This is a genomic window from Neobacillus sp. GCM10027624, assembly GCF_042675345.1.
Taxonomy (GTDB): Bacteria; Bacillota; Bacilli; order Bacillales; family Cytobacillaceae; genus Neobacillus; species Neobacillus cucumis_D.
Genome location: NZ_JBHTHD010000002.1, coordinates 190,885 through 211,566 on the forward strand (window position 1 = coordinate 190,885; position 20,682 = coordinate 211,566).

General features: G+C 40.3%; 22 protein-coding genes and 1 riboswitch. Of the genes, 6 read left to right on the top strand and 16 right to left on the bottom strand.

Features of this window, described 5'->3' with window-relative positions:
- Nucleotides 1–27 precede the first annotated feature (27 nt).
- Entirely contained in the window at nucleotides 28–168 is a 141-nt protein-coding gene (locus ACFQZ9_RS00960) for a hypothetical protein (protein WP_498941909.1), read from the top strand.
- A gap of 121 nt (nucleotides 169–289) precedes the next feature.
- On the top strand, nucleotides 290–547 hold the full coding sequence (locus tag ACFQZ9_RS00965; protein WP_198313418.1) for an HPr family phosphocarrier protein: 258 nt from the start codon (nucleotides 290–292) through the stop codon (nucleotides 545–547).
- A 61-nt stretch (nucleotides 548–608) separates the two neighbouring features.
- Here the strand turns inward: ACFQZ9_RS00965 and ACFQZ9_RS00970 are convergent, their stop codons facing one another.
- The 16 genes from ACFQZ9_RS00970 to ACFQZ9_RS01045 all read right to left on the bottom strand — a co-directional run bounded on the left by ACFQZ9_RS00970 (nucleotide 609) and on the right by ACFQZ9_RS01045 (nucleotide 14,792).
- A complete protein-coding gene (locus ACFQZ9_RS00970) occupies nucleotides 609–767 on the bottom strand; it encodes a hypothetical protein (RefSeq protein ID WP_198313417.1) in 159 nt (52 codons plus the stop codon).
- Between the two features lie 68 nt (nucleotides 768–835).
- Complete coding sequence (locus tag ACFQZ9_RS00975; RefSeq protein WP_498941910.1) at nucleotides 836–2,116, bottom strand: Zn-dependent hydrolase; 1,281 nt, start codon at nucleotides 2,114–2,116, stop codon at nucleotides 836–838.
- Between the two features lie 18 nt (nucleotides 2,117–2,134).
- On the bottom strand, nucleotides 2,135–3,316 hold the full coding sequence (locus tag ACFQZ9_RS00980) for an MFS transporter (RefSeq protein WP_498941911.1): 1,182 nt from the start codon (nucleotides 3,314–3,316) through the stop codon (nucleotides 2,135–2,137).
- 118 nt (nucleotides 3,317–3,434) lie between these two features.
- Entirely contained in the window at nucleotides 3,435–4,640 is a 1,206-nt protein-coding gene (locus ACFQZ9_RS00985; protein WP_498941912.1) for a M20 metallopeptidase family protein, read from the bottom strand.
- Nucleotides 4,641–4,652: 12 nt separating this feature from the next.
- Nucleotides 4,653–5,375 carry an amino acid ABC transporter ATP-binding protein gene (locus ACFQZ9_RS00990; RefSeq protein ID WP_498941913.1) on the bottom strand — a complete coding sequence of 241 codons (723 nt, stop codon included), beginning with the start codon at nucleotides 5,373–5,375 and terminating at the stop codon, nucleotides 4,653–4,655.
- Nucleotides 5,372–6,034, bottom strand: a complete 663-nt coding sequence (locus ACFQZ9_RS00995; RefSeq protein ID WP_198313412.1) for an amino acid ABC transporter permease — start codon at nucleotides 6,032–6,034, stop codon at nucleotides 5,372–5,374. The genes ACFQZ9_RS00990 and ACFQZ9_RS00995 overlap by 4 nt, the downstream gene beginning before the upstream one ends.
- 63 nt (nucleotides 6,035–6,097) lie before the next feature.
- Entirely contained in the window at nucleotides 6,098–6,928 is an 831-nt protein-coding gene (locus ACFQZ9_RS01000) for a basic amino acid ABC transporter substrate-binding protein (RefSeq protein ID WP_498941914.1), read from the bottom strand.
- A gap of 298 nt (nucleotides 6,929–7,226) precedes the next feature.
- Nucleotides 7,227–7,424: a hypothetical protein gene (locus tag ACFQZ9_RS01005; RefSeq protein WP_498941915.1), complete on the bottom strand. Its 198-nt coding sequence runs from the start codon at nucleotides 7,422–7,424 to the stop codon at nucleotides 7,227–7,229.
- Complete coding sequence (thiC, locus tag ACFQZ9_RS01010; protein ID WP_498941916.1) at nucleotides 7,399–9,168, bottom strand: phosphomethylpyrimidine synthase ThiC; 1,770 nt, start codon at nucleotides 9,166–9,168, stop codon at nucleotides 7,399–7,401. Before thiC ends, ACFQZ9_RS01005 begins: the two co-directional genes overlap by 26 nt.
- A gap of 140 nt (nucleotides 9,169–9,308) precedes the next feature.
- Nucleotides 9,309–9,421: riboswitch (TPP riboswitch) on the bottom strand.
- A 123-nt stretch (nucleotides 9,422–9,544) separates the two neighbouring features.
- A complete protein-coding gene (locus ACFQZ9_RS01015; protein WP_498941917.1) occupies nucleotides 9,545–9,883 on the bottom strand; it encodes a hypothetical protein in 339 nt (112 codons plus the stop codon).
- 140 nt (nucleotides 9,884–10,023) lie between these two features.
- On the bottom strand, nucleotides 10,024–12,195 hold the full coding sequence (locus ACFQZ9_RS01020; RefSeq protein WP_498941918.1) for a transglycosylase domain-containing protein: 2,172 nt from the start codon (nucleotides 12,193–12,195) through the stop codon (nucleotides 10,024–10,026).
- Between the two features lie 64 nt (nucleotides 12,196–12,259).
- Nucleotides 12,260–12,460 carry a hypothetical protein gene (locus tag ACFQZ9_RS01025; protein ID WP_498941919.1) on the bottom strand — a complete coding sequence of 67 codons (201 nt, stop codon included), beginning with the start codon at nucleotides 12,458–12,460 and terminating at the stop codon, nucleotides 12,260–12,262.
- A 633-nt stretch (nucleotides 12,461–13,093) separates the two neighbouring features.
- The gene (locus ACFQZ9_RS01030; protein WP_198313406.1) at nucleotides 13,094–13,465 is read right to left on the bottom strand and encodes a hypothetical protein; all 372 of its coding nucleotides are present in this window, start codon (nucleotides 13,463–13,465) and stop codon (nucleotides 13,094–13,096) included.
- 69 nt (nucleotides 13,466–13,534) lie between these two features.
- A complete protein-coding gene (locus ACFQZ9_RS01035; protein WP_498941920.1) occupies nucleotides 13,535–14,266 on the bottom strand; it encodes a TerC family protein in 732 nt (243 codons plus the stop codon).
- A 130-nt stretch (nucleotides 14,267–14,396) separates the two neighbouring features.
- Nucleotides 14,397–14,573 carry a hypothetical protein gene (locus ACFQZ9_RS01040; protein WP_498941921.1) on the bottom strand — a complete coding sequence of 59 codons (177 nt, stop codon included), beginning with the start codon at nucleotides 14,571–14,573 and terminating at the stop codon, nucleotides 14,397–14,399.
- Entirely contained in the window at nucleotides 14,574–14,792 is a 219-nt protein-coding gene (locus ACFQZ9_RS01045; protein ID WP_498941922.1) for a hypothetical protein, read from the bottom strand.
- Between the two features lie 158 nt (nucleotides 14,793–14,950).
- Here ACFQZ9_RS01045 and ACFQZ9_RS01050 point away from each other — a divergent pair, with 158 nt between their 5' ends.
- From ACFQZ9_RS01050 to purF, 4 genes are all read left to right on the top strand, one after another.
- Nucleotides 14,951–15,424, top strand: coding sequence for a hypothetical protein (locus tag ACFQZ9_RS01050; protein ID WP_498941923.1), 474 nt, complete (start codon nucleotides 14,951–14,953; stop codon nucleotides 15,422–15,424).
- Nucleotides 15,425–15,676: 252 nt separating this feature from the next.
- Nucleotides 15,677–16,687: a 2-oxoacid:acceptor oxidoreductase family protein gene (locus ACFQZ9_RS01055; RefSeq protein WP_498941924.1), complete on the top strand. Its 1,011-nt coding sequence runs from the start codon at nucleotides 15,677–15,679 to the stop codon at nucleotides 16,685–16,687.
- A gap of 19 nt (nucleotides 16,688–16,706) precedes the next feature.
- The gene (locus ACFQZ9_RS01060; protein WP_498941925.1) at nucleotides 16,707–19,019 is read left to right on the top strand and encodes a thiamine pyrophosphate-dependent enzyme; all 2,313 of its coding nucleotides are present in this window, start codon (nucleotides 16,707–16,709) and stop codon (nucleotides 19,017–19,019) included.
- Between the two features lie 190 nt (nucleotides 19,020–19,209).
- Nucleotides 19,210–20,589: an amidophosphoribosyltransferase gene (gene purF / locus ACFQZ9_RS01065; RefSeq protein WP_498941926.1), complete on the top strand. Its 1,380-nt coding sequence runs from the start codon at nucleotides 19,210–19,212 to the stop codon at nucleotides 20,587–20,589.
- Nucleotides 20,590–20,682 lie beyond the last annotated feature (93 nt).

The window sequence follows — 20,682 nt, forward strand, 5'->3', positions numbered from 1 at the left end:
TTCCGATGAAAGGGGTACTAATAAGAAATGAACCAACAGGATATAAAGTATGAAACAGCAGATCTGGATACTTCAATGGTTGAGAAAATAAAATCTTTTGAACACGAATTAAATCAAAACGCTCATGACGATATTGTCGTGATTGCTTATCAGAAAAAGCAAAGTTAACGTATGAAAGATCTCAAAACCCATAACGGTTTTGGGATTTTTCTTTGTGTTTGGGTCATTTTTTAGAATGGGGATTCATACATAAAACAGAGAGTTTTAAGTAAATTGGGGAGGTACTTACATGATTCAACAATCGGTAAAATTGCAAACAAAAGTAGGTCTGTATCCGCCATATATTACGCGATTGGTTCAGGAAGCTTCTCGCTTTCACTCGGAAATTTTTATGACGCATAATGGTCGTAAAGTGAATCTGAAGTCCATGATGGGAGTTTTGTCTCTCGCTGTTTCCAAGGATGCTGAATTAACCTTTGAAGCGAGTGGAAATGATGAGGAAGAAGCATTAAATCAAATCATCAGTACGGTGGAAACGTTTCAATAAAAACAGTTATTAATAGAAAAAACCCTATTCTCATAAATAAGGAATAGGGTTTTAAACATTCTTATAATCCGCCACAGGATGAGTCTGAACGATTGGTTTCTTTAGAGGCTTCCTCTTTCAATACAGATTCTAATCCATACCCTGTCGAACTGATGACCAATTCTTCTTCATTCCCTCTATTGTTTGAGATTAAATCCTGGTTTGGTTGATTTTTTTCCAAATGTGCCACCTCCTGCTGCAAAAACTTCAGCTTATTTTTTGCAGCAGGAGTCTTGTCTATTCAGCCCACTAAAACAGCTTCATGGTTGTTTGATAAAGAACCTCACAGCCCAACGCGACATCTTCTAACGAACTCCATTCATCCGGATGATGACTGATACCGCCTCTGCTTCGCACGAAAATCATACCAATTTCGGTAATGCCTCCCATGACCATGGCATCATGCGCAGCCCCGCTTGGTAACTCACAAATCGGATAATCCAGCTCAATAAATGCTTCTTTAATAGCCTCTACCACCAACGGTGAACTCATAACGGATGCAAGAGATTGAAACGGCCTAATTTCACAGCTCACACCGCGCTGTGCTGAGATTTCTCGAATCGCCTCATAAATTTTTTTAACAGTCAGCTCGCGGCGTTCATCAGAAATATCCCGGACATCTAAGGTAAAATCAACCCGACCAGGAATCACGTTTCCGCTTCCCGGTTTTACCGCTACCTTTCCGACGGTTGCCACACTTCCGCCGCTATCCCGGGCAATTTTTTCAATCGCAAGCAAACATTCACCTACCGCCGTTAACGCATCTTTTCGCTCCAACATTCCGTTTGTCCCAGCATGACCGGCCTCTCCTGTGATGGTTACCTCGGCCCAGTGCCCGCCTGAAATACCGCTGACCACGCCGGCAGCTAAATCTTGACTTTCTAAAACTTTTCCTTGTTCAATATGTACCTCAATATAAGCTTTTAGCTCATCTTTTCTGACACAAGCCTTCGCCAACTCTTCAGGATTAATTCGGCTAAAATAGCCGCCTTCCATACTAGCACGTTTCATCGCTTCTATATAAGAAACTCCCTCCTGATCAAGGGCGGTCGTTAAATCGTTTTGCAATTGATCAGAACTGATCGCCCCCGACAAGGCGGAACTTCCTACAAAAGCATAATCGAAACGGGCTCCTTCTTCATCCGTAAACGAAACAACTTTCACCGTTCGCTCCGGTTGAATCCCCTTCTCCTTTATAGACCTGAGCACTTCCACACCCATTAACACGCCCATTGCTCCGTCGAAGCGCCCGCCTGAACGCACGGTATCAATATGAGAGCCAATTAGAATCGCAGGCAAATCTGGATTTTTTCCGTGGATTTGCCCAATAATATTACCTACTTCATCCATATAAGGATCTAAATCTGCATCTTTTAAAAGTTGAAGTAAAAATTTCCGTGCCTTTAGATCCTCAGAATCAAAGGAGGTGCGAGTAACCCCGCCATCTTCTCCTGCACCAATTTTTCCAAGCGTCATTAAATCATTCCAAAGACGGTCGGTTTGAATCATTCGTCCCGTTTCTTCACTCATCAACTTCCATTCCTTTCCTTACTTCTGTAAAATCTCTCTACCAGGCCGTAACTTTTTGCCCGAATAGGCAATGAATCCTAATAATCCAACAAATCCAGTGAAAGCAAGATAACTCATCAGTTTATATAACATTTGACCATTAAAGACATCAAGAATCATCCCTCCGCCTAAAGAACCGATGATTGCTGAAAGACCAAAAAACACGGAAATAAAGAATAATTGCCCAGTAGCTCTAAATTCGTTCGGGAATAAGTTTGAAACATATTGAAACGAGCACAAATAAAAAATCCCAAAGGTGATTCCGTGCAAGGCCTGAAGCAAGATGATTTGCGAAGGAGTTTCTGCAAGAGAAAATAAAAGCCACCTTACCCCATATAATCCTGACGCAATAACCATATAGGTTATTTCATTAAAAAACCGCATCCATAAAGGACTAAGTAAATAAACAATCGCTTCAAAAGCAACTGCTACAAACCAGGATAACCCGATTAAGGATTCATTACCCCCAAGCACTTTAATAAAGATCCCTGAAAAAATATCATTCGTCCGATGTGGAATCGTAACAAACATAATGATGAGTAAGAAAAATAAGAAATTTGGGCGGAGAATATTTCGGACCGCTCCCTTAAGATTAATGGGTGCAGATGGTGTATTAATATCCATGACCTTCCAGCAAAAAACAAATGCGATGATAGTAAAAGCAAGATAGGGGTAGATTAAATGCTCAAGACCAATTCGAGTAAGAATTTGGCCCCCTAGGTACGAGGTAATCGCATAGCCCACAGACCCCCACATCCGAATCCTTCCAAAAGAAGAGCCAACGATTTGAGAGGTATGCAACGCTAAGCTGTCGCCGAATGCTCCAATGGGGCTCAGAAACGAATAAAAGATGGCACATAAAAATAGCAGCATTAAAAAGGAGTTTACTTGAAACAAGATGATGCTGCAGAAGATCACCCCTACTAGGCAAAGCAGCAGAATCTTTTTAATGGTTTTATATCGGTCGCTGATGTAGCCCCAAAAAGGCTGCGATAATAATGAAGAAAACGGACCAACAGCCATTAGCCAACCAATTTGGGTCCCAGTAAGCTGCTCTTCTTGAAAATAGACTGGTAGAAAAGTTGAGATCACCGTCGAAGAAGAGTGAAAGAAAAATAGAAAAGTACTTAAATACAAAAAGGCCCGTTTATGTCCTAACATATTCATCGCTCCCGCCAAAGAAGTTCCATCGTTAATAACCTAATACAACTGGAATAAAAATACAAGACGATAATAAAAAATTCTGCCTGCTACAACATACTAGCAGGCAGGATTAGTATTATATAGAAGAATTTTCTAATAAAAGCAAGGCTGAACGGACCATCAAATGAACACCGATTTTAATAGCTTCCTCATCCACCATAAATTTCGGATGGTGCCAGCCATATTGAATCCCTTTTTCCTCGTTACCGGATCCGAGCCAAACGTAGCAGCCGGGAACTTCTTTTTGGTAAAAAGAAAAATCCTCTCCACCCATGGTAGGCTCAGCGATAACCGTATTCTTACTTCCGACAACAGACACAGCGGCAGACCGGACTATTTCAGCAATGCTTGCATCATTATAAACAGCAGGTAGTAAAAATTGATAATCAATTTCCACCTCACCACCAAGGGCTGCCACTGTATTCGTAACCGTCTTGGTAAAGACATCATAGATTTTCTTCCTGACTTCTTCATTGGATGTCCTGACCGTTCCTTTAAGAATGGCCTTATCTGGGATGACATTGTTCGTCGAACCCGCTTGGAACGACCCAATCGTGACAACCGCCGATTCTTTTGCAGATATCGTACGGCTGACAATGGTTTGCAGCTGGCTGACTACCGCACTGCCGATGACGATTGGATCAATTGTTTTTTCCGGAAGGGCTGCATGTCCGCCTTTTCCTTGAATAGTGATAGTAAAATCATCCACACTGGCCATCAAAAAGCCTTCTTTAACCCCGATTTTTCCTACTGGAAGTTCGGGAACATTGTGAAGACCAATGATTGATTTTACTTCATTTAATAATCCTTGCTGAATCATCAACTCGGCGCCGCCCTCCGATTCCTCAGCCGGCTGGAAAAGAATTCGGACATTGCCAGGGAGTAAATCGCTGATTTCTTGTAAAATAATCCCTGCACCAAGGGCAATCGTCGTGTGAACATCGTGCCCGCACATATGACTGATCCCGTCAATTTTTGAACGAAACGGTACGTTCGCCTCTTCAAAAATTGGAAGAGCATCAATGTCAGCACGGATGGCAACAGTTGGTCCTAAGGTTTTACCAATAATCTCTGCTGCAGTCCCTGTTTGAAGGCTAAGCGGAATTTGTTGAATCTTGAATTCGGTTAACCAGTCATTGATTTGTTTGGTTGTATTAAATTCTTGATTACTAAGTTCTGGATACATGTGGAGATGTCTTCTCATCTCCATTAATCTAGGAAACAATTGATCTACTTTTTCATTAATCTTGGAGGTTAAATCCAAACTTGAAACTTGTTTCATGATGATCTCTCCTTACTTGATATGCCCTAAAAACTCCTTTGTCCGTTCATGCTGTGGATGGCCAAATAACTCTTCAGGAGTATTTTGTTCAATCATATAGCCGCCGTCCATGAAAATCACCCGGTCTGCCACTTCTTTTGCAAATCCCATTTCATGTGTGACAACGACCATGGTCATCCCATCCTTTGCCAGTTGTTTCATAACAGCCAGTACTTCCCCAACTAGCTCCGGGTCAAGAGCCGAGGTTGGTTCATCGAAAAGCATCACGGTCGGCTCCATAGCTAACGCCCGGGCAATCGCTACCCGCTGCTTTTGCCCACCGGATAAACGGTTCGGATATTCATCGGCTTTCGCTTCTAATCCTACTTTCTTCAGAAGTTCTATCCCTTTTTTCTTGGCTTCCGCTTTTGACATTTTTTTCAGCAGAACCGGTGCTTCGGTAATATTTTCCATCACGGTCCTGTGGGGAAAAAGGTTAAATTGCTGAAAGACCATGCCGATTTCCTGACGCAATTTATTTAAGGATGATTCCTTATTTTCTACCATTTTACCATTTACCGTAATACTTCCACTATTGATGGTCTCTAAATGGTTCATACAACGAAGAAAGGTACTTTTACCAGATCCGCTCGGTCCAATGATTACGACGACCTCACCCTGTGAAACGTCCAAATCGACTCCTTTTAAAACTTCCAAATCACCAAAGGATTTTACAACATTCTTGCAGGAAATCATTCATATGCACCTACCTTTTTCTCTACTTTTCCAACGATAAATGTCATGATCGTGGTAAGTAATAAATAGATTAACCCGACTAAGATAAAGATTTCCATATACCGGTACGTACTGCTGATAATTTGTTGCCCTGTTCGAAGTAAATCATATAAAGCAATCGTTGAAACCAGGGACGATTCTTTGATTAGAGCGATAAATTCATTCCCCAATGGCGGCAGCATCCGGCGAAACGCTTGAGGAATAATGACCCTTCTCATCGCTTGTCCGTAGCTTAAACCTAGTGACCGTGCGGCTTCCATTTGGCCTTTATCGATGGACTGAATGGCCCCCCTGGAAATTTCTGCAATATAAGCTGCCGCATTTAACGACAAGGCAATGCAGGCCGAGACGAATGGCGGCATGGTGAGTGCTGGGATCACAGACGGAATGGCAAAATGAATCATAAACAATTGCAGTAAAAGCGGTGTTCCGCGAATCACCCATATATAAAATCTGCTAATCTGTGAAAATAATTTCACTTTTGAAACACGTCCAAGACCAAATAATAATCCAATTAAACTTCCGGCAACTACTCCAATCGCCGCGATTTCAATCGTCACTAACGCCCCTTGTAATAAATAGGGGAGATAGGTAAGTGAGAATGACAAAAATTCCTTCATTTTTACGACTCCTTTTTAAAAAGAAGACGGATAAATCTACAAACCGATTTATCCGCTCTTCCCCTATTCTTTTGAAAGATCTTTTCCAAACCATTTTTGGCTGATTTTCGCATAAGTGCCATTATCTTTCACAGTTTGCACAGCTTTCGTTAATGCCTCTTCAAGTTTGTCATCACCTTTTCGTACGGCAATTCCAATCGGTAATTTTTGGAATGAGGTTCCTACCACATCAAAAGCTTCAGGTTTCGTTGCTTTATAATAACGACCGACCGCTTCAGCAACGATTACTCCCTGAAGACGCCCTAGACCTAAGTCATTAAACACATCGGTATAAGCATTATACGTCTTTAACTCTTTAACTCCCTTAATTTGTTTTGCTGCCGTTTCGCTGGTTGAACCAATTTGAACACCGACAACTTTTCCAGAAAGGTCTTCTTTTGATTGAATGTTTAATGGGTTACCGGCTTTAACTGCCACAACTTGTCCTAGTTTCAGGTACTCTACAAAATCAACCTTTTGCTTTCGTTCATCTGTAATATTCATCGAAGTCATAATGACGTCATATTGTTTCGCATCTAATCCAGGTAAAATGCCGTCCCATGCAGTTGGTTTAAATTCAGCTTTCACGCCGAGCTCCTTCGTAATGGCTTCTGCTAGGTCTACGTCAAAACCGACTAATTCATTCTTATCATTACGATATTCCATTGGCGGGAATGTATCATCCATCGCAATGGTGATCACGCCTTGTTTTTTAATGGAATCCAGTGTATTTCCACTATCCGCCTTTTGTGTTTTTTCTTTTGTTTTTGCATCCGGCAGATTTGGCTGTGTGCCACAAGCGGTAGCCATTATGGCAACGGCCATAATGATGAATATTTGGATGACCTTCTTCATGATGTTTTCCCCCATCTATTTATTTTCTTTATCTGTTTAGCAAACTAAAGTGTTTTTATGTATTTCATTGTAATTTTATACAAAGAAAAATGCAATACGTTTCATCAAAGTTCGATAGTTTCGATAGTTTTGAATTATTATTCTATTAAAGTATTTCTTTTGTACAAAAAACAGCCGCCAGTACAGGCGGCTGTTTGAAATTATAATGGTAGAATGTGTTGAATGTATGATGTTTCTACTACTCTACTGCCAAGATTTGTCCTTCATCGATGTTAAGGTTGTATATGGGACCATGTCATTAATAATACTTACTTTCTGAAAACCCGCATTTCTGGCATTTCCTCATGAAGGCCGTTTCTAAAAAGACATGATTACAGTGAAGCTGAATCATTTGGATCCTTTTCGTAAGGTGTTGAATTTGTTGTTCTAAAGCAGCTACTTCCTCGATTAAACTCTTAACCTCATTCGAATTATCGATAGATTTTTGAGCCATCATGGACAAACTCCTCCGCTTTTTGCTTCATCCCCTCTTCAATGGAGGTCCCTTCAAACCCGGTATCCTCATTTGCCATGCCGCGGATATCATGAGAAATCCTCATCGAACAGAACTTTGGTCCACACATCGAACAGAAATGAGCCGTTTTTGCCCCCTCAGCTGGCAATGTTTCATCATGATATTCCCTTGCCCGCTCAGGATCTAAAGATAAATTAAATTGATCCTCCCAACGGAATTCGAACCTAGCCTTCGATAAGGCATTATCACGATCTTGAGCTCCTGGATGGCCCTTCGCCAAATCGGCAGCATGTGCAGCAATTTTATACGTAATAACCCCTTCACGCACATCCTCCTTATTTGGTAAGCCGAGATGTTCTTTTGGAGTAACGTAGCAAAGCATCGCCGTCCCAAACCAGCCGATCATAGCCGCACCAATTGCAGAAGTAATATGATCATATCCAGGCGCAATATCTGTGGTTAACGGCCCTAATGTATAAAAAGGAGCTTCCTTACAAATTTCTAATTGCTTATCCATATTCTCTTTAATCTTGTGCATTGGCACATGGCCAGGACCTTCAATCATTACTTGGACATCATGCTTCCATGCTATTTCTGTTAATTCCCCAAGTGTTTCAAGCTCGGCAAATTGTGCTTCATCATTGGCATCCGCGATACTTCCCGGACGTAGTCCATCTCCGAGTGAAACAGAAATATCATATTGTTTCAGAATTTCACAAATATCTTCAAAATGAGTATATAAGAAACTTTCCTGATGGTGAGCTAAGCACCATTGGGCCATAATGGATCCGCCTCGTGATACGATTCCTGTTGTCCGTTTCGCCGTCATTGGAACATAGCGCAATAGCACACCGGCGTGAATTGTAAAATAATCTACACCTTGCTCCGCCTGTTCGATTAATGTATCACGGTACACTTCCCACGTTAAATTCTCAGCGATTCCATTTACTTTTTCTAATGCTTGATAAATCGGAACGGTGCCAATTGGAACAGGTGAGTTACGGATGATCCACTCTCTTGTTGTATGTATGTTTTTTCCCGTTGATAAATCCATGATGGTATCCGCACCCCAGCGTGTGGCCCATGTCATTTTTTCAACCTCCTGCTCTATGGAGGAAGTGACGGCCGAATTTCCGATGTTGGCATTGATTTTTACATGAAAATTCCGACCAATAATCATCGGTTCACTTTCAGGATGGTTGATGTTAGCAGGAATAATGGCTCGGCCTTGGGCTACCTCATCTCGAACAAATTCCGGATCTAAGTTTTCACGAATCGCAATAAATTCCATCTCGGGAGTTATCAAACCTTTTTTGGCATAATGCATTTGTGTAACATTTTTTCCAGACTTTGCTCTTAAAGGTGTCTTATTTAAATTTGGGAACCATTCAAGGTTTGCGCGTTCATCCCCATCAAGGTAGCCGTTATCCTTAGGTTTAATCTCTCTACCTTCATACGCCTCCACATCTTCCCTTTCGAGAATCCACTTTCGACGTAAAGCGGGAAGCCCTTTGCGAATATCGATATCATAATTCGCATCTGTATAGGGACCGCTTGTATCATAAACTCGTAGTGGAGCATTCTCTTCTTCACCAAAAGTAGTGACAGTTCGGTTTAGGCTAATTTCCCTCATTGGAACCTGGATATCCGGCCTGGATCCCCTTTGATATACTTTCTTACTTCCTGTAAATTGTGATTTTAATTCAATGTTCATTTCCGTTTGCATGTAACTTCCTCCTTTAATGTTATCCAAATCTGGAAGATACAGCATCGTTCATTACGGAGAATGAATGACAATAAAAAAAGGTTCTGTTTACACAGAACCTGATTAAATCGTCAAAAAGTAGTGGCGCGTTGTAAGAATTGACGCCTTCATAACTACTTCCCTACGCTGGTATCATCCAGATCAGGTTCGAAGGGTCAAAGAATTAACGCATTCTTCTCTCAGTCCGAGCTATCGGACCCCCCTAGTAGAGCATTGGAAACAATATACAATATGAAACTTACCTTTACAAATTAACATAAGTTTTTAGATAATAAAAGCCTTTCTCTCTATTTTTTATTGAAATAAGTAAATAGAACTAGATTTTTTCTATTTTTCTTCAAGTCGGTTGTTCTTGTTTCGTTTCACTTGTTTGATTTCCTTGATTGTTGGCATGCTGATTGTTTCGATTTTCTTGATTATCTGATTGCTGATTGTTTTGGTTTTCTTGATTATCTGATTGCTGATTGTTTTGGTTTTCTTGATTACTCTGCTTACTTTGATTCTGATCTTGCTGTTGGTTTTGGTTATTTTGATTATTTTCCTGATTACCATTTTGTTTATTATTTTTTAAGTAGGAATAGAAGATGAAAAGTCCCAGTGCTACAGGTAAGGAAATAAGGAACAAGATAAACCACATCGTATTAATAAAATGTTGATAAATCCACCAATCTTGCAAAGAAAACACCTCATACCGTCAATTTGACCGTTAGTATATAGAGTTAACTTTGAAGTTTTGGTTTATTCACTTTTTTTCATTATTCCAGTTGTAGTAAAAAAAGACTGCTGAAATTGAATTTCATGCAGTCATTACAGAACTTAATGGTTATTATTTTTTCCGTGTCCTTTTTGCTTTTTCTCTTGGTTTTTTTGTTTACCAGGTGCTTTCTCTATTTTTTTCTCGATAGCTTTTTGTTGCTTTTCCACGATCTTTTGAGTCTTTTTTTGTTGCACCACAGGCTTAGGTGGGGGTGGAACCTCGGCTGCACCGCGAATATAAAGATCATTTCCCATTTGATACACATCATTCGGCTGCTGGAAGGTTGTACTGTCCGTGCCAAATTTCTGCATCATTTTACTAAACATGATTTGCGCAATATGTGTTGTATCTCCTGGTAAATAGTTACCCGTGCCATTCTTCACATATCCCGTCCAAACAGACATCGTATATTGTGGGGTATATCCCGTAAACCAACTGTCCTTGGCTACACCACCCAATGGATAGCCATATTGAAGACTAGTCCGTTCATCAAAATTAGTCGTTCCCGTTTTTCCGGCAATATCCAGCCAAGGTACATTTGCTGCTTTACCTGTCCCAGAGTCCACAACATCCCGCAGCATATCGGTAATCATATAGGCAGTGTAATCATGCATAACCTGTTTTGGTTTCGGTTTAAAGCTCACGACTTTACCGTTCGGAAACACGACTTTTTGTACAAAATGCGGCTTGTTGTATGTGCCTTGATTGGCAAAAGCACTGTATGCCCCAGCCATTTCCAATGGGCTGACGGTATTTCCGCCAATGGCATAGGACTCATAAATTTGGTTGTGATCAAAAGTAATCCCTAGCTGTTTTGCAAAGTCTTTTGCCCGGTCCATACCGACCTCGCGAAGCGTGAGCAGGGCAGGAATATTATAAGACCATTCCAATGCTGTCCGCATTGATAGCATCCCATGGTAGCGACGATCCCAGTTTTGAATCTGTTGGCCAGTGGAATAGGTTGTCGGTTGGTCATTTAACATATGGTGTGTCGACCAATTCAAATATTCAATCGCAGGACCATAATCTAATATCGGCTTAAAAGTTGAACCTGGTTGGCGGACAAGATCAATTGCAAAATTGTTGCCGCGGAATCCGGCCTTATAATCTTTCCGACCGCTGCCAATTGCCCTAACCTCACCTGTCTTTGAATCTAAAAATACAAAAGCTCCTTGGAATCGATCATTTGGATAACTGACGATTTCATTGCTGTTCATCATTTTGTCAGCATATTTCTGCTCGTTTTGGTCGAGGGTCATATAAATGGATAAACCATCCGTACCAATATCAATCCCTTTAAGCTTTCCTTCCACTTCTTTTACAGCTGCATCAAGAAATGCTTCATATGGCATCCCTTCATTTTTTTTCTTCACCAGTCCCTTGGTTACGGGAACCTTCATGGCATCCTGCATTTGTTCTTTCGAAATATATCCCTGTTTGTGCATGGAAGCTAGAACCAGATTTCGACGGTTCGTCGCTGCCTTTTTGTTTATTGATTTTGTCGGGTCATAATTATTTGGGCTTTGCGGAAGACCGGCAATCATCGCAGCCTCCGGAAGCGTTAATTGATTTAATTCATTGGCGTCGAGTCCATAATAATTTTTTGCTGCCGCAGCAACACCGTAAGAACGGTTGCCAAGGTAAATATTATTAAAATACATCATCAAAATCTCATGTTTGGAATATTTTTGCTCCAATTTATAGGCCAGGTACCATTCCTGAACCTTTCGTTTTATTGTTTTTTCTGGGGTTAAAAATGACCTTTTGATGACTTGCTGTGTAATCGTACTTCCACCTTGAGAACCAAAGTCTCCTGTAACATTTAAGAAAATCGCCTTCGCAGTCCGTTTGATGTCGATTCCATGATGTTCATAAAAATGCGAATCCTCTGTGGCGATAAAGGCATGTTCGAGCTGTTTTGGAACTTGATTATATGTGATTTTCGTTCGCTTTTCCTTCCCGTATTCATAAAGGAACTTCCCGTTTCGATCATAAAATTTCGTTGAAAGCGGGTCGACAAGTTTAGATGCATCCAATGAAGGAACATCCTTAACCATAGCAGCAAACGTAATGACTCCAGCTCCAATGGACAAGACACCGAGCACGAGACAAACCAATAAAATTTTCTTCCATAGAGAACCTTTTTTCGGTGATTTTTTCTTTTTATGTTCTCTTTGTTTTTCTCTTTCCGCTTGTTTTCGTTCCTCACGGTAGCGATAGGTTTCTGACATTCTTTCTCTCTCCCGTTGCTATAAGTTACACAATGTTGTTACTAAGTGAACATTGTATCACGCTTTATAAAACTCGTATATATCGAATGGAGGAAGAATTTATCCGATAATCCCCTTGTTCACATTCTGCCACAATGTATGAATGCTGGAGAACCTTATCTAACACTTCTTGTTTGACTTCTTCCTTTTTAACCTCTTGATCTTTTAAAATTTTTACGCGTTTAATATCATGATCCAATGTATAACAAACAATATATTCCTTCAATGTAAATCTCCCTTTCAAAAACTCCAAAAACATTTTCATCATTTTTAAAAATACAATCTCATTATCTATCAAAATAGGTTTATCGTACAATGATATTCATTCGACATAGCCTCTTTGATTAAGGGGGTATACGAATAATTTTTTCTTTCTTGCAGAATCCAATTGAGTTTGTATTTTGATGTTTATTGTAACAAGATGTTACAATTTTTGCCATGAAAAAGAAATGGATTTCTTCTTTTATTTCTTTTTATATATAGAACAACAAACAAAAACGCTCAAAGATTTTGATAAAAAAAAACGCCCAAATGAGCGGTCTGATCCTAACTATTTTTTCTTTGTTTATTCTGTTTATAGATAAAATCAATCCTGTTCATGGTTCTATATCCTAAAATCCCAAGGATTATTGTATAAATTGTTGTTAATATTAAACCAAGTATGGCTATCCAAAATAAAGATGTTAGCTTAGTTTTTTTATTTAACAAAATAATAACCTCCATTACTTAATGGTTATTATTCTGCACTAAACTAGCGAGTTTATTCAAATTAACCTTATTTCATATAGGTCTTCTGTAAATTAAAATCTCGCCATTTATCTGTTTCTTGTCCCCTATCTGCTGGAATTCCTTTAATGTATTATTCAGATGGGTTGCCGCAATCTCCCTTTAACACAGCAGTACACAGTGAGCCGAATTCAAATTCCAGGCCGCCGCATTCCATATAGACATTGCCGATTGCGGGAACAGAAGCACCGTTTCTGGAGAATTTAATGGTACCAATACCGCCTGGAGCAATGCCTGGATCAAAAGGGAACAAATGCTCATCTACTGTTAAGTAAAAAATCAAACAGTTTGAATCCAGAAAGTTTGTAATCGTATAGGTAATCGTCGTTAATCCCCCGCCAGTCATACTTTCTGTCGTCAATTGAAAATGCATCCTGCATTTTGATCCGCCCGTAACACTTGTCACAATATCAATAACTTCCGTATGATAAAATCCATTTGCCAAAAAAAACCACCGACTTTCTCCATATATATTAATAAATGAAAAATGAAGGTTCGGGCAACGGCGAATTTACTAGAAGGATTTCCAAAAAATTATTTTTTTTCTAAAGAAATGAACGATAAAGGTCCCCAAAAATAAGGCAACCAATGTGCTGAAAAAGACGATTTGGTCAAGATGGAATCCAAATACAGAGGCAATCATTTTTACGCCGATAATCGCAATTAAGATAAAAGCAGTTGTTTCAAGCTCCGGTACTTTTTCAATCAAGGCAAGGAAAACTTGGGCTACGCCGCGCATCATTAAAATTCCTAACACCCCTCCTAAAAAGAGAACCCACACTTGATTGGATACACCAAATGCAGCAATTATACTGTCAAAACTAAAAGCAATGTCCATGAGTTCCACGGTTAAAACGGTCCTCCAAAATCCCATTTTTCTAGCATGGACTTCGCCTTCCTCCTCTTTTTTGTTGATAAAGTTTTGAAAAACAATCCACAATAGATAATGGCCGCAGATAATTTTAATCCACGCGATATTGATTAGCGTTACTCCTAATCCAATTGCGAATATACGGAAAAAATAGGCTCCAAATATTCCATAAAATAAGGCTTTTTTTCTTTGATTCTTTGGCAGGTGCTTGACCATAACTGCCAAGACAATAGCATTATCGGCAGATAATAATCCCTCAAGAACCACAAGTGTGCCAATAACACCCCAGCTTGCGGGATCTGAGATAATTTTTGCAGCAGCCTCTAAAGACAAAAATGGGCTAAAATGATTGATTAATTCTTGTAGAAATTCCATAAGGATTCTTTCCCCTTTAAATTCAGTTTTAATTAATCTATAGGTCGTCCTCCTTTAATATGTATGTTTGGATTTTTTATTAATGAACTTTTAATCCTGTCATAGTTTATTGCTTCCTAAAAATAACCATTCAGATAGTCATTGGGACCAACATTAATAGCCCCGCTGTTAAGGATGGAAACGGCACTTTAGCAGAAAAAATGGTACTTATTTCTCCTAAAAAACCGCCAATGATAAAGGGAATGGCAGTCGTTGTTTTATTTGCCCCTTCCTTTGCATAAAACCAGGCATCCCACACAACATACACTTAGAAACCTGGGTAAAATAATAGTCCATCATAAACGACTGTCTCTAATGCTTTTTGGTGAAATCCATTAAAATCTAGCTGGATTGTATTATTTATGTTTCCAACTAGGTTATCAAAATGTTCAAACACAACAAAAAGCACACCTTTAATCATTTGCCGATTATAGAACTGACCAAATCCCGGCATAATGATCGAAAACAATGCTGCAATAATCCTCATGGCAATTTCCTTTTTTGTATTTTTTTATTTATTTTTTCTATCAACTTTCCTTTTTATTCCAATTCTTGCGATATTTGAAATGCGATGTTTTATACCACATAAACCTGCCTAGAATAGGAAAAATAAATATATTAAGATCACATAAAGGATGTTTTAGCATGAAAAATACAAAATTATTAATTCTGCTAATGTTTATATTACCCTGGCTCACAATCCCACTTCTTGGTAACAAAACAATGAAACGGTACCTTCCGTCAGGACTGTTTATGTGCCTTTACCTTATATTTGAAGGCAGGTTGGCGGAAAAAAGGAAATGGTGGTGGTTCCCTCTTAATATTAAACCGAATGTATTAGGAGAAATGCCATTGATTTTCGGACCGTTTTTAGTCGGATCCCTTTGGATTTTAAAATACACGTTTGGCAAGTTTCCTTTATACATTTTCGTCAATATCCTCGTTGATGCCGCTTTTACCTATTTGGGGTTAAACCTATTTAAAAAAATCGGTTATGTCTCGCTGGTACGTTTAAGTAAGTTTCAACTATCTCTTGTTTTTCTAATAAAAACAGTCGTATTATATGGCTTTCAAATGGCTTATGAAAAACTCTTTCGGAAATCTTTATACTATAGATAAAAAAGTGAAGGAATGCTCCTTCACTTTTTTGCATTTTGTTATATAACAACGGTTTTTCTGTACTATATCAACTCGAAATTTTTCTTTTTCTATAAACCCTTTTAACTTCAACATAAACGCACAAAAATATACATATAATTAATTTAAAATATAATCTGTTGTAATTATTTTTTTATCCTGTTACAATAATGATACTGAATTTATTGATAATTCATAACATTAATACTATTCAATAAGATCGGAGGAATCTATTTGTCAAAATTACCAAAAGTGAATGAATTAGGTTTTTTTGAAATCCGACTGGAATCTATCGGCGGTTTAGGAGCAAATCTTGCGGGAAAATTACTTTCCGAGGATGGTGTCGTTGGAAACGGTCTAAATGGGGTCGGTTTTTCATCCTACGGTTCTGAGAAAAAAGGCTCCCCTGTAAAAGCACATATCCGATTTTGCAATCCTGAAACCACCATTCGAGATACCACACCCATTGAACGCCCTCACGTTGTCGGCATTTTCCATGATGCCCTTTTTAAAACCATCAACTGTACAAGCGGAATCTATCCCGACAGCACCATCTTAGTAAATTCTTTAAAATCTCCCGATGAACTTAAACAACAAATAAAAATACCGGGCGGAACGATTGCTATTGTTGATGCAACCGGAATCGCCCTAGATGAAAAGACCAAAGCCAATACTGCAATGCTTGGGGCCCTTTATCGTATATTAGACTTTCTAGACCCTGAGTCCATGAAACAAACCATTCGCCGCACCTTTGAGAAAAAATATCCCCACCTGGTTGAACCCAATCTCCGAACATTTGATCGTGGCTATCAAGAAGTTAAATTCAAAAAATATCCTGTAGAAATAAGCACGGAACTAGAACCGTTTAAAAGAGCGGAACCACTACTTGGCTATGAAACTCAAACGATTGGCGGCACGATCACCAATCCAGGAAACAGCATTTTAAAAGATTTAAGCATTTCGCGAGCAGGTATGCTCCCTCATTTTCACGAAGAAAAATGTATTAATTGCGCTGCCTGTGACACGGCATGCCCAGACTTTTGCTTTGTTTGGGAGGAAAAAGATGACAAACGAGGCCGGCCGCAAATGTTCCTGAAAGGGATTGACTATCAATATTGCAAAGGCTGCTTAAAATGTGTGACAGCTTGCCCGGTTGATGCTTTATCAGGAGAAAGAGAATACAATGACGGCTACGCCGACAAGAATCGCGTCCCCCATTTATTCGATTTAGTGAATCAAAATTAAAGGAAAGGGCGGTATAAAAATGTCGATCGATTTAAACCAAGAAAAATTACAGGTTCCAAAAGGTGCTGCGGAACAAACCGTTGTTTTTGAATCCGGGAATGAAATGGCAGCCTATGCAGCCCACCAAATTAATTACCATGTGATGGGATATTATCCAATCTCCCCTTCCACAGAGGTGGCTCAGTTCCTCGATAGCATGAAAGCCAAAGGCGAGCACGATATTGTTCTAATTCCGGCTGATGGCGAGCACGGCTCCGCCGGTATCTGTTACGGGGCTTCGACAGGCGGCGGACGGGTTTTTAACGCAACCAGCGCAAATGGATTCCTCTATATGCTTGAACAGCTGCCCGTCCAATCTGGTACACGTTTTCCAATGGTCTTAAACTTGGTTAACCGCTCTGTTTCCGGACCGTTGAACATCCACGGCGATCATTCTGACTTATATTTCGCCTTGAACACTGGCTGGCCGATTTTAATGGCCCGTGACCCGCAAATTGTCTATGATATGAATATTATCGCTATTAAACTAGCAGAAGATCCAGAAGTACGGCTTCCAGTAATTGTTTCATTTGATGGTTATTTTACTTCTCACCAAAAACGGCGGGTACAGGTAGTAAAGGATCGCAAAGATGTACAACAGTTTATTGGCGAACCGCCGAGGGACTTCCCTCATGCCTTGGACCGGGAAAATCCGGTCACCATCGGGCCTTACATGAATGAACCGGACTATATTAATAATTGTTTTCAGCAATCTGAAGCAATGTATAAAGCGGAGCAGGTTTTCGAAAGGATTTCAAAAGAATATACAGAATTAACAGGGCGTGAATATCTTGTTCTTGATTTATATCGGATGGAAGATGCAGAGATTGCTGTATTTATGTTAAATTCTGCTGCTGAAGTTTGTAAGGATGTTGCTGACAGGCTCCGTTTAAAAGGGATAAAAGCTGGTGTCATCTCTCCTAATATGATCCGTCCCTTCCCGCAACTAAAATTAGTAGAAGCCTTAAAAAATGTAAAAGCGCTTACAGTTGGCGATCGTGCAGACTCCTATGGTGCCCACGGCGGTAATATGGCACTCGAAGTAAGGGCAGCTTTGCAAACCTTTGGGAACAGTCATACAAAAGTGGTCAATAGAGTTTACGGACTTGGCGGCAAGGATTTTTATGCCGATGATGCGGAGCATTTTTTCCAGATAGCTTTGGAAGCCGCTGAGAAAGGCGTGGTCGAACAGGCATTTGACTATTTTGGCCATAATCCCGGCAGACCTGAATATGCACCAAAACGTGTTTTAAATCCGATGAAAAAAGAAGACTTAAACACGGGATTAATCACGGTAACTCCTGATGATAAAACCGGTGAATTAAAAGTGAAAATTCCTCCGTTAAGAAGCTTGACGAAAAAGCCAAAACGGCTTGCCTCCGGGCACGGTGCCTGCCCTGGATGTGGAATTTTCTCGGGCCTTGAATTGTTTTTTAAAGGAATTGAAGGAGATATTGTTGCCCTATTTCATACTGGCTGTGCCATGGTTGTAACAACCGGGTTCCCTTACAGTGCCCATAAAGCAACCTATATCCATAATCTCTTCCAAAATGGCTCTGCTACTCTTTCTGGACTTGTCGAGATGTTCCATGAACGCAAACGGCGCGGCGAGCTGGATGACCTCGGCTTGAGCGATGATTTCACCTTTGTGATGGTGACGGGTGACGGCGGTATGGATATTGGAATGGGGCCGGCAATCGGTACAGCCTTGCGCAACCATAAAATGATTATCCTTGAGTATGATAACGAAGGCTACATGAACACGGGCAGCCAGATGTCCTATTCGACGCCAATGGGCCATATGACGAGTACCTCAAGTGTTGGCAGCTTCCAAAATGGTAAGCCGTTTCATCATAAGGATACAGCACAAATTATGGCCGCTACCCATATTCCGTATGTTTTTACCGGAACGGAAGCGTTTGACCGGGATCTCTTGAAAAAAGCTGCCAAAGCCCAGTGGTATGCACAGAATGAAGGTTTGGTGTACGGCAAGATTTTGATTACGTGCCCATTGAACTGGAAATCGAAGGATGAATTAGGCCAGACGATTGTGGAAGCGGCGGTTAATTCATGTTTCTTCCCTCTTTATGAAGTCGAACGCGGCATTACGACGATTACGTATGACCCTGAAAGTAAGAGTAAACGAGTTGCGGTGTCTGATTGGCTGCAGATGATGGGAAAAACGAAGCATTTGCTAAGGGAAGAGAGTAAAGAAATGCTGCAGATGTTTGATGATGAAGTGGAGCGCCGCTGGATGAGGCTGAAGGCGAAGCATGAGAGTCCATATTTATAAAATGAGCAAAGCTATGCACACGAGATTTATGGTCTCGTGTGCATTTTTTCAATAAATTTGCTACTTTCAAATTTTCAAGTCCCTCTTTTATACTTTTCAACCTAAAAAATCTTTATAAGTAAAATCAAAAAGGATAGAATTTCTCCCTATGCCTAAAATAAAGAAAGGATGTCAATAGGAGGAAGTCAAGATGATTTCGGAAATGCAGGAGAAATGCGGTGTATTTGGAGTCTTTAATCACCCTAAAGCAGCTGACTTAACTTATTACGGACTTCATGCTCTTCAGCATCGCGGTCAGGAAAGTGCGGGGATCGTAGCAAGCGATGGGAAATCATTCAGGCATCATCGAGGAATGGGATTGGTTACTCAAGTATTTAGTCGTAAGACCCTTGATGACCTCACCGGAAATATGGCCATTGGCCATGTGCGCTATTCTACCTCTGGAGAAAGCTTACTGCAAAATGCACAACCCCTTGTCTTTAAATACAGCGAAGGGGATTTGGCGGTAGCTCATAATGGAAATCTTGTGAATGCTAGATTTGAAAGAGATGTCCTGCAACAGCAAGGAAGCATCTTTCAAACCACAACAGATACTGAAATTATTGCTCACTTAATTGCTCGATCAAGTAAAAAATATTTTGCCCAAGCAGGACCTGATGTTCTCAAGCGGCTTGACGGTTCTTTTGCTGTACTCATTATGACGGAAAAACAAATGTTAATTGGCCTGGATCGTCACGGATTAAGGCCGCTTAGCCTTGGGAAAATTGGGGATTCCATTATCGCTGCTTCTGAAACATGCGCGTTAAATGCAGTGGATGCCAAGTTTTGGAGAGATGTTGAACCAGGTGAATGGCTTCTTGTTGATGAAAATGGGGTTCAATCAGGAAGGTTTGCCGCAAAAGGTGACATTTCCCTTTGTTCTTTTGAATTTGTTTATTTTGCCCGTGCTGATAGTGTCATTCAGGGAAGAAGTGTATTAGCCATTCGAAAGGAATTAGGACAAATTTTAGCCAAAGAACATCCAATAGAAGCAGATGTTGTAGTTGCCGTCCCGGAATCGAGTGTCCCAGCCGCCCTCGGTTTTTCCAAACAATCAGGAATTCCATATGAAATGGGAATCATCAAAAACCCATATGCAGGACGTTCATTTATTGAACCGACTCAGGAATTGCGAGATTTGGCGGTTCGTTTGAAATTAAGTGCTGTACAAGAAATTTTAGAAGGAAAAAAAGTAGTTTTAGTAGATGATTCGATTGTTCGGGGAACGACAAGTAAGCGGATTGTTGATTTGATTCGGCAAGCAGGTGCCAAGGAAGTCCATGTTCGCATTAGTTCGCCAATGGTAAAAAGCCCCTGTTTTTATGGCGTGGATATGCCGACAAAAGAAGAGTTATTTGCGAATAAGCATGAACATGAACAAGCAATGGGACAAGTCATCGGCGCAGATACCTTAGCCTTTTTAAGCACCGAAGGATTATTGGAGGCAGTAGATGTAGATCTCGCAGAAACAAGCAGTCGCTGTATCGCTTGCTTTAGTGGGGCATATCCAACCAAATTGTACTTGAAATGAAGTTCCGGTTAAGATAAAAAAGCTCGCAGGCACTGACGAGGGCTCATAGTGCCCGTTTCTTGGGAAAATCAAGGTCCGCTGGCACTAACAAGG

What these genes read in the sequence shown, in the direction of transcription:
- ACFQZ9_RS00960 (WP_498941909.1), top strand. Translation starts at nt 28, where the DNA reads ATGAACCAACAGGATATAAAGTATGAAACAGCAGATCTGGATACTTCA.
- thiC (WP_498941916.1), bottom strand. Translation starts at nt 9,168, where the DNA reads ATGCAAACGGAAATGAACATTGAATTAAAATCACAATTTACAGGAAGT.
- purF (WP_498941926.1), top strand. Translation starts at nt 19,210, where the DNA reads ATGATTTCGGAAATGCAGGAGAAATGCGGTGTATTTGGAGTCTTTAAT.
- ACFQZ9_RS00995 (WP_198313412.1), bottom strand. Translation starts at nt 6,034, where the DNA reads ATGAAGGAATTTTTGTCATTCTCACTTACCTATCTCCCCTATTTATTA.
- ACFQZ9_RS01000 (WP_498941914.1), bottom strand. Translation starts at nt 6,928, where the DNA reads ATGAAGAAGGTCATCCAAATATTCATCATTATGGCCGTTGCCATAATG.
- ACFQZ9_RS01020 (WP_498941918.1), bottom strand. Translation starts at nt 12,195, where the DNA reads ATGTCAGAAACCTATCGCTACCGTGAGGAACGAAAACAAGCGGAAAGA.
- ACFQZ9_RS01060 (WP_498941925.1), top strand. Translation starts at nt 16,707, where the DNA reads ATGTCGATCGATTTAAACCAAGAAAAATTACAGGTTCCAAAAGGTGCT.
- ACFQZ9_RS01045 (WP_498941922.1), bottom strand. Translation starts at nt 14,792, where the DNA reads ATGAGGATTATTGCAGCATTGTTTTCGATCATTATGCCGGGATTTGGT.
- ACFQZ9_RS00990 (WP_498941913.1), bottom strand. Translation starts at nt 5,375, where the DNA reads ATGATTTCCTGCAAGAATGTTGTAAAATCCTTTGGTGATTTGGAAGTT.
- ACFQZ9_RS01050 (WP_498941923.1), top strand. Translation starts at nt 14,951, where the DNA reads ATGAAAAATACAAAATTATTAATTCTGCTAATGTTTATATTACCCTGG.
- ACFQZ9_RS00980 (WP_498941911.1), bottom strand. Translation starts at nt 3,316, where the DNA reads ATGTTAGGACATAAACGGGCCTTTTTGTATTTAAGTACTTTTCTATTT.
- ACFQZ9_RS00975 (WP_498941910.1), bottom strand. Translation starts at nt 2,116, where the DNA reads ATGAGTGAAGAAACGGGACGAATGATTCAAACCGACCGTCTTTGGAAT.
- ACFQZ9_RS01035 (WP_498941920.1), bottom strand. Translation starts at nt 14,266, where the DNA reads ATGGAATTTCTACAAGAATTAATCAATCATTTTAGCCCATTTTTGTCT.
- ACFQZ9_RS00965 (WP_198313418.1), top strand. Translation starts at nt 290, where the DNA reads ATGATTCAACAATCGGTAAAATTGCAAACAAAAGTAGGTCTGTATCCG.
- ACFQZ9_RS00985 (WP_498941912.1), bottom strand. Translation starts at nt 4,640, where the DNA reads ATGAAACAAGTTTCAAGTTTGGATTTAACCTCCAAGATTAATGAAAAA.
- ACFQZ9_RS01005 (WP_498941915.1), bottom strand. Translation starts at nt 7,424, where the DNA reads ATGATGGCTCAAAAATCTATCGATAATTCGAATGAGGTTAAGAGTTTA.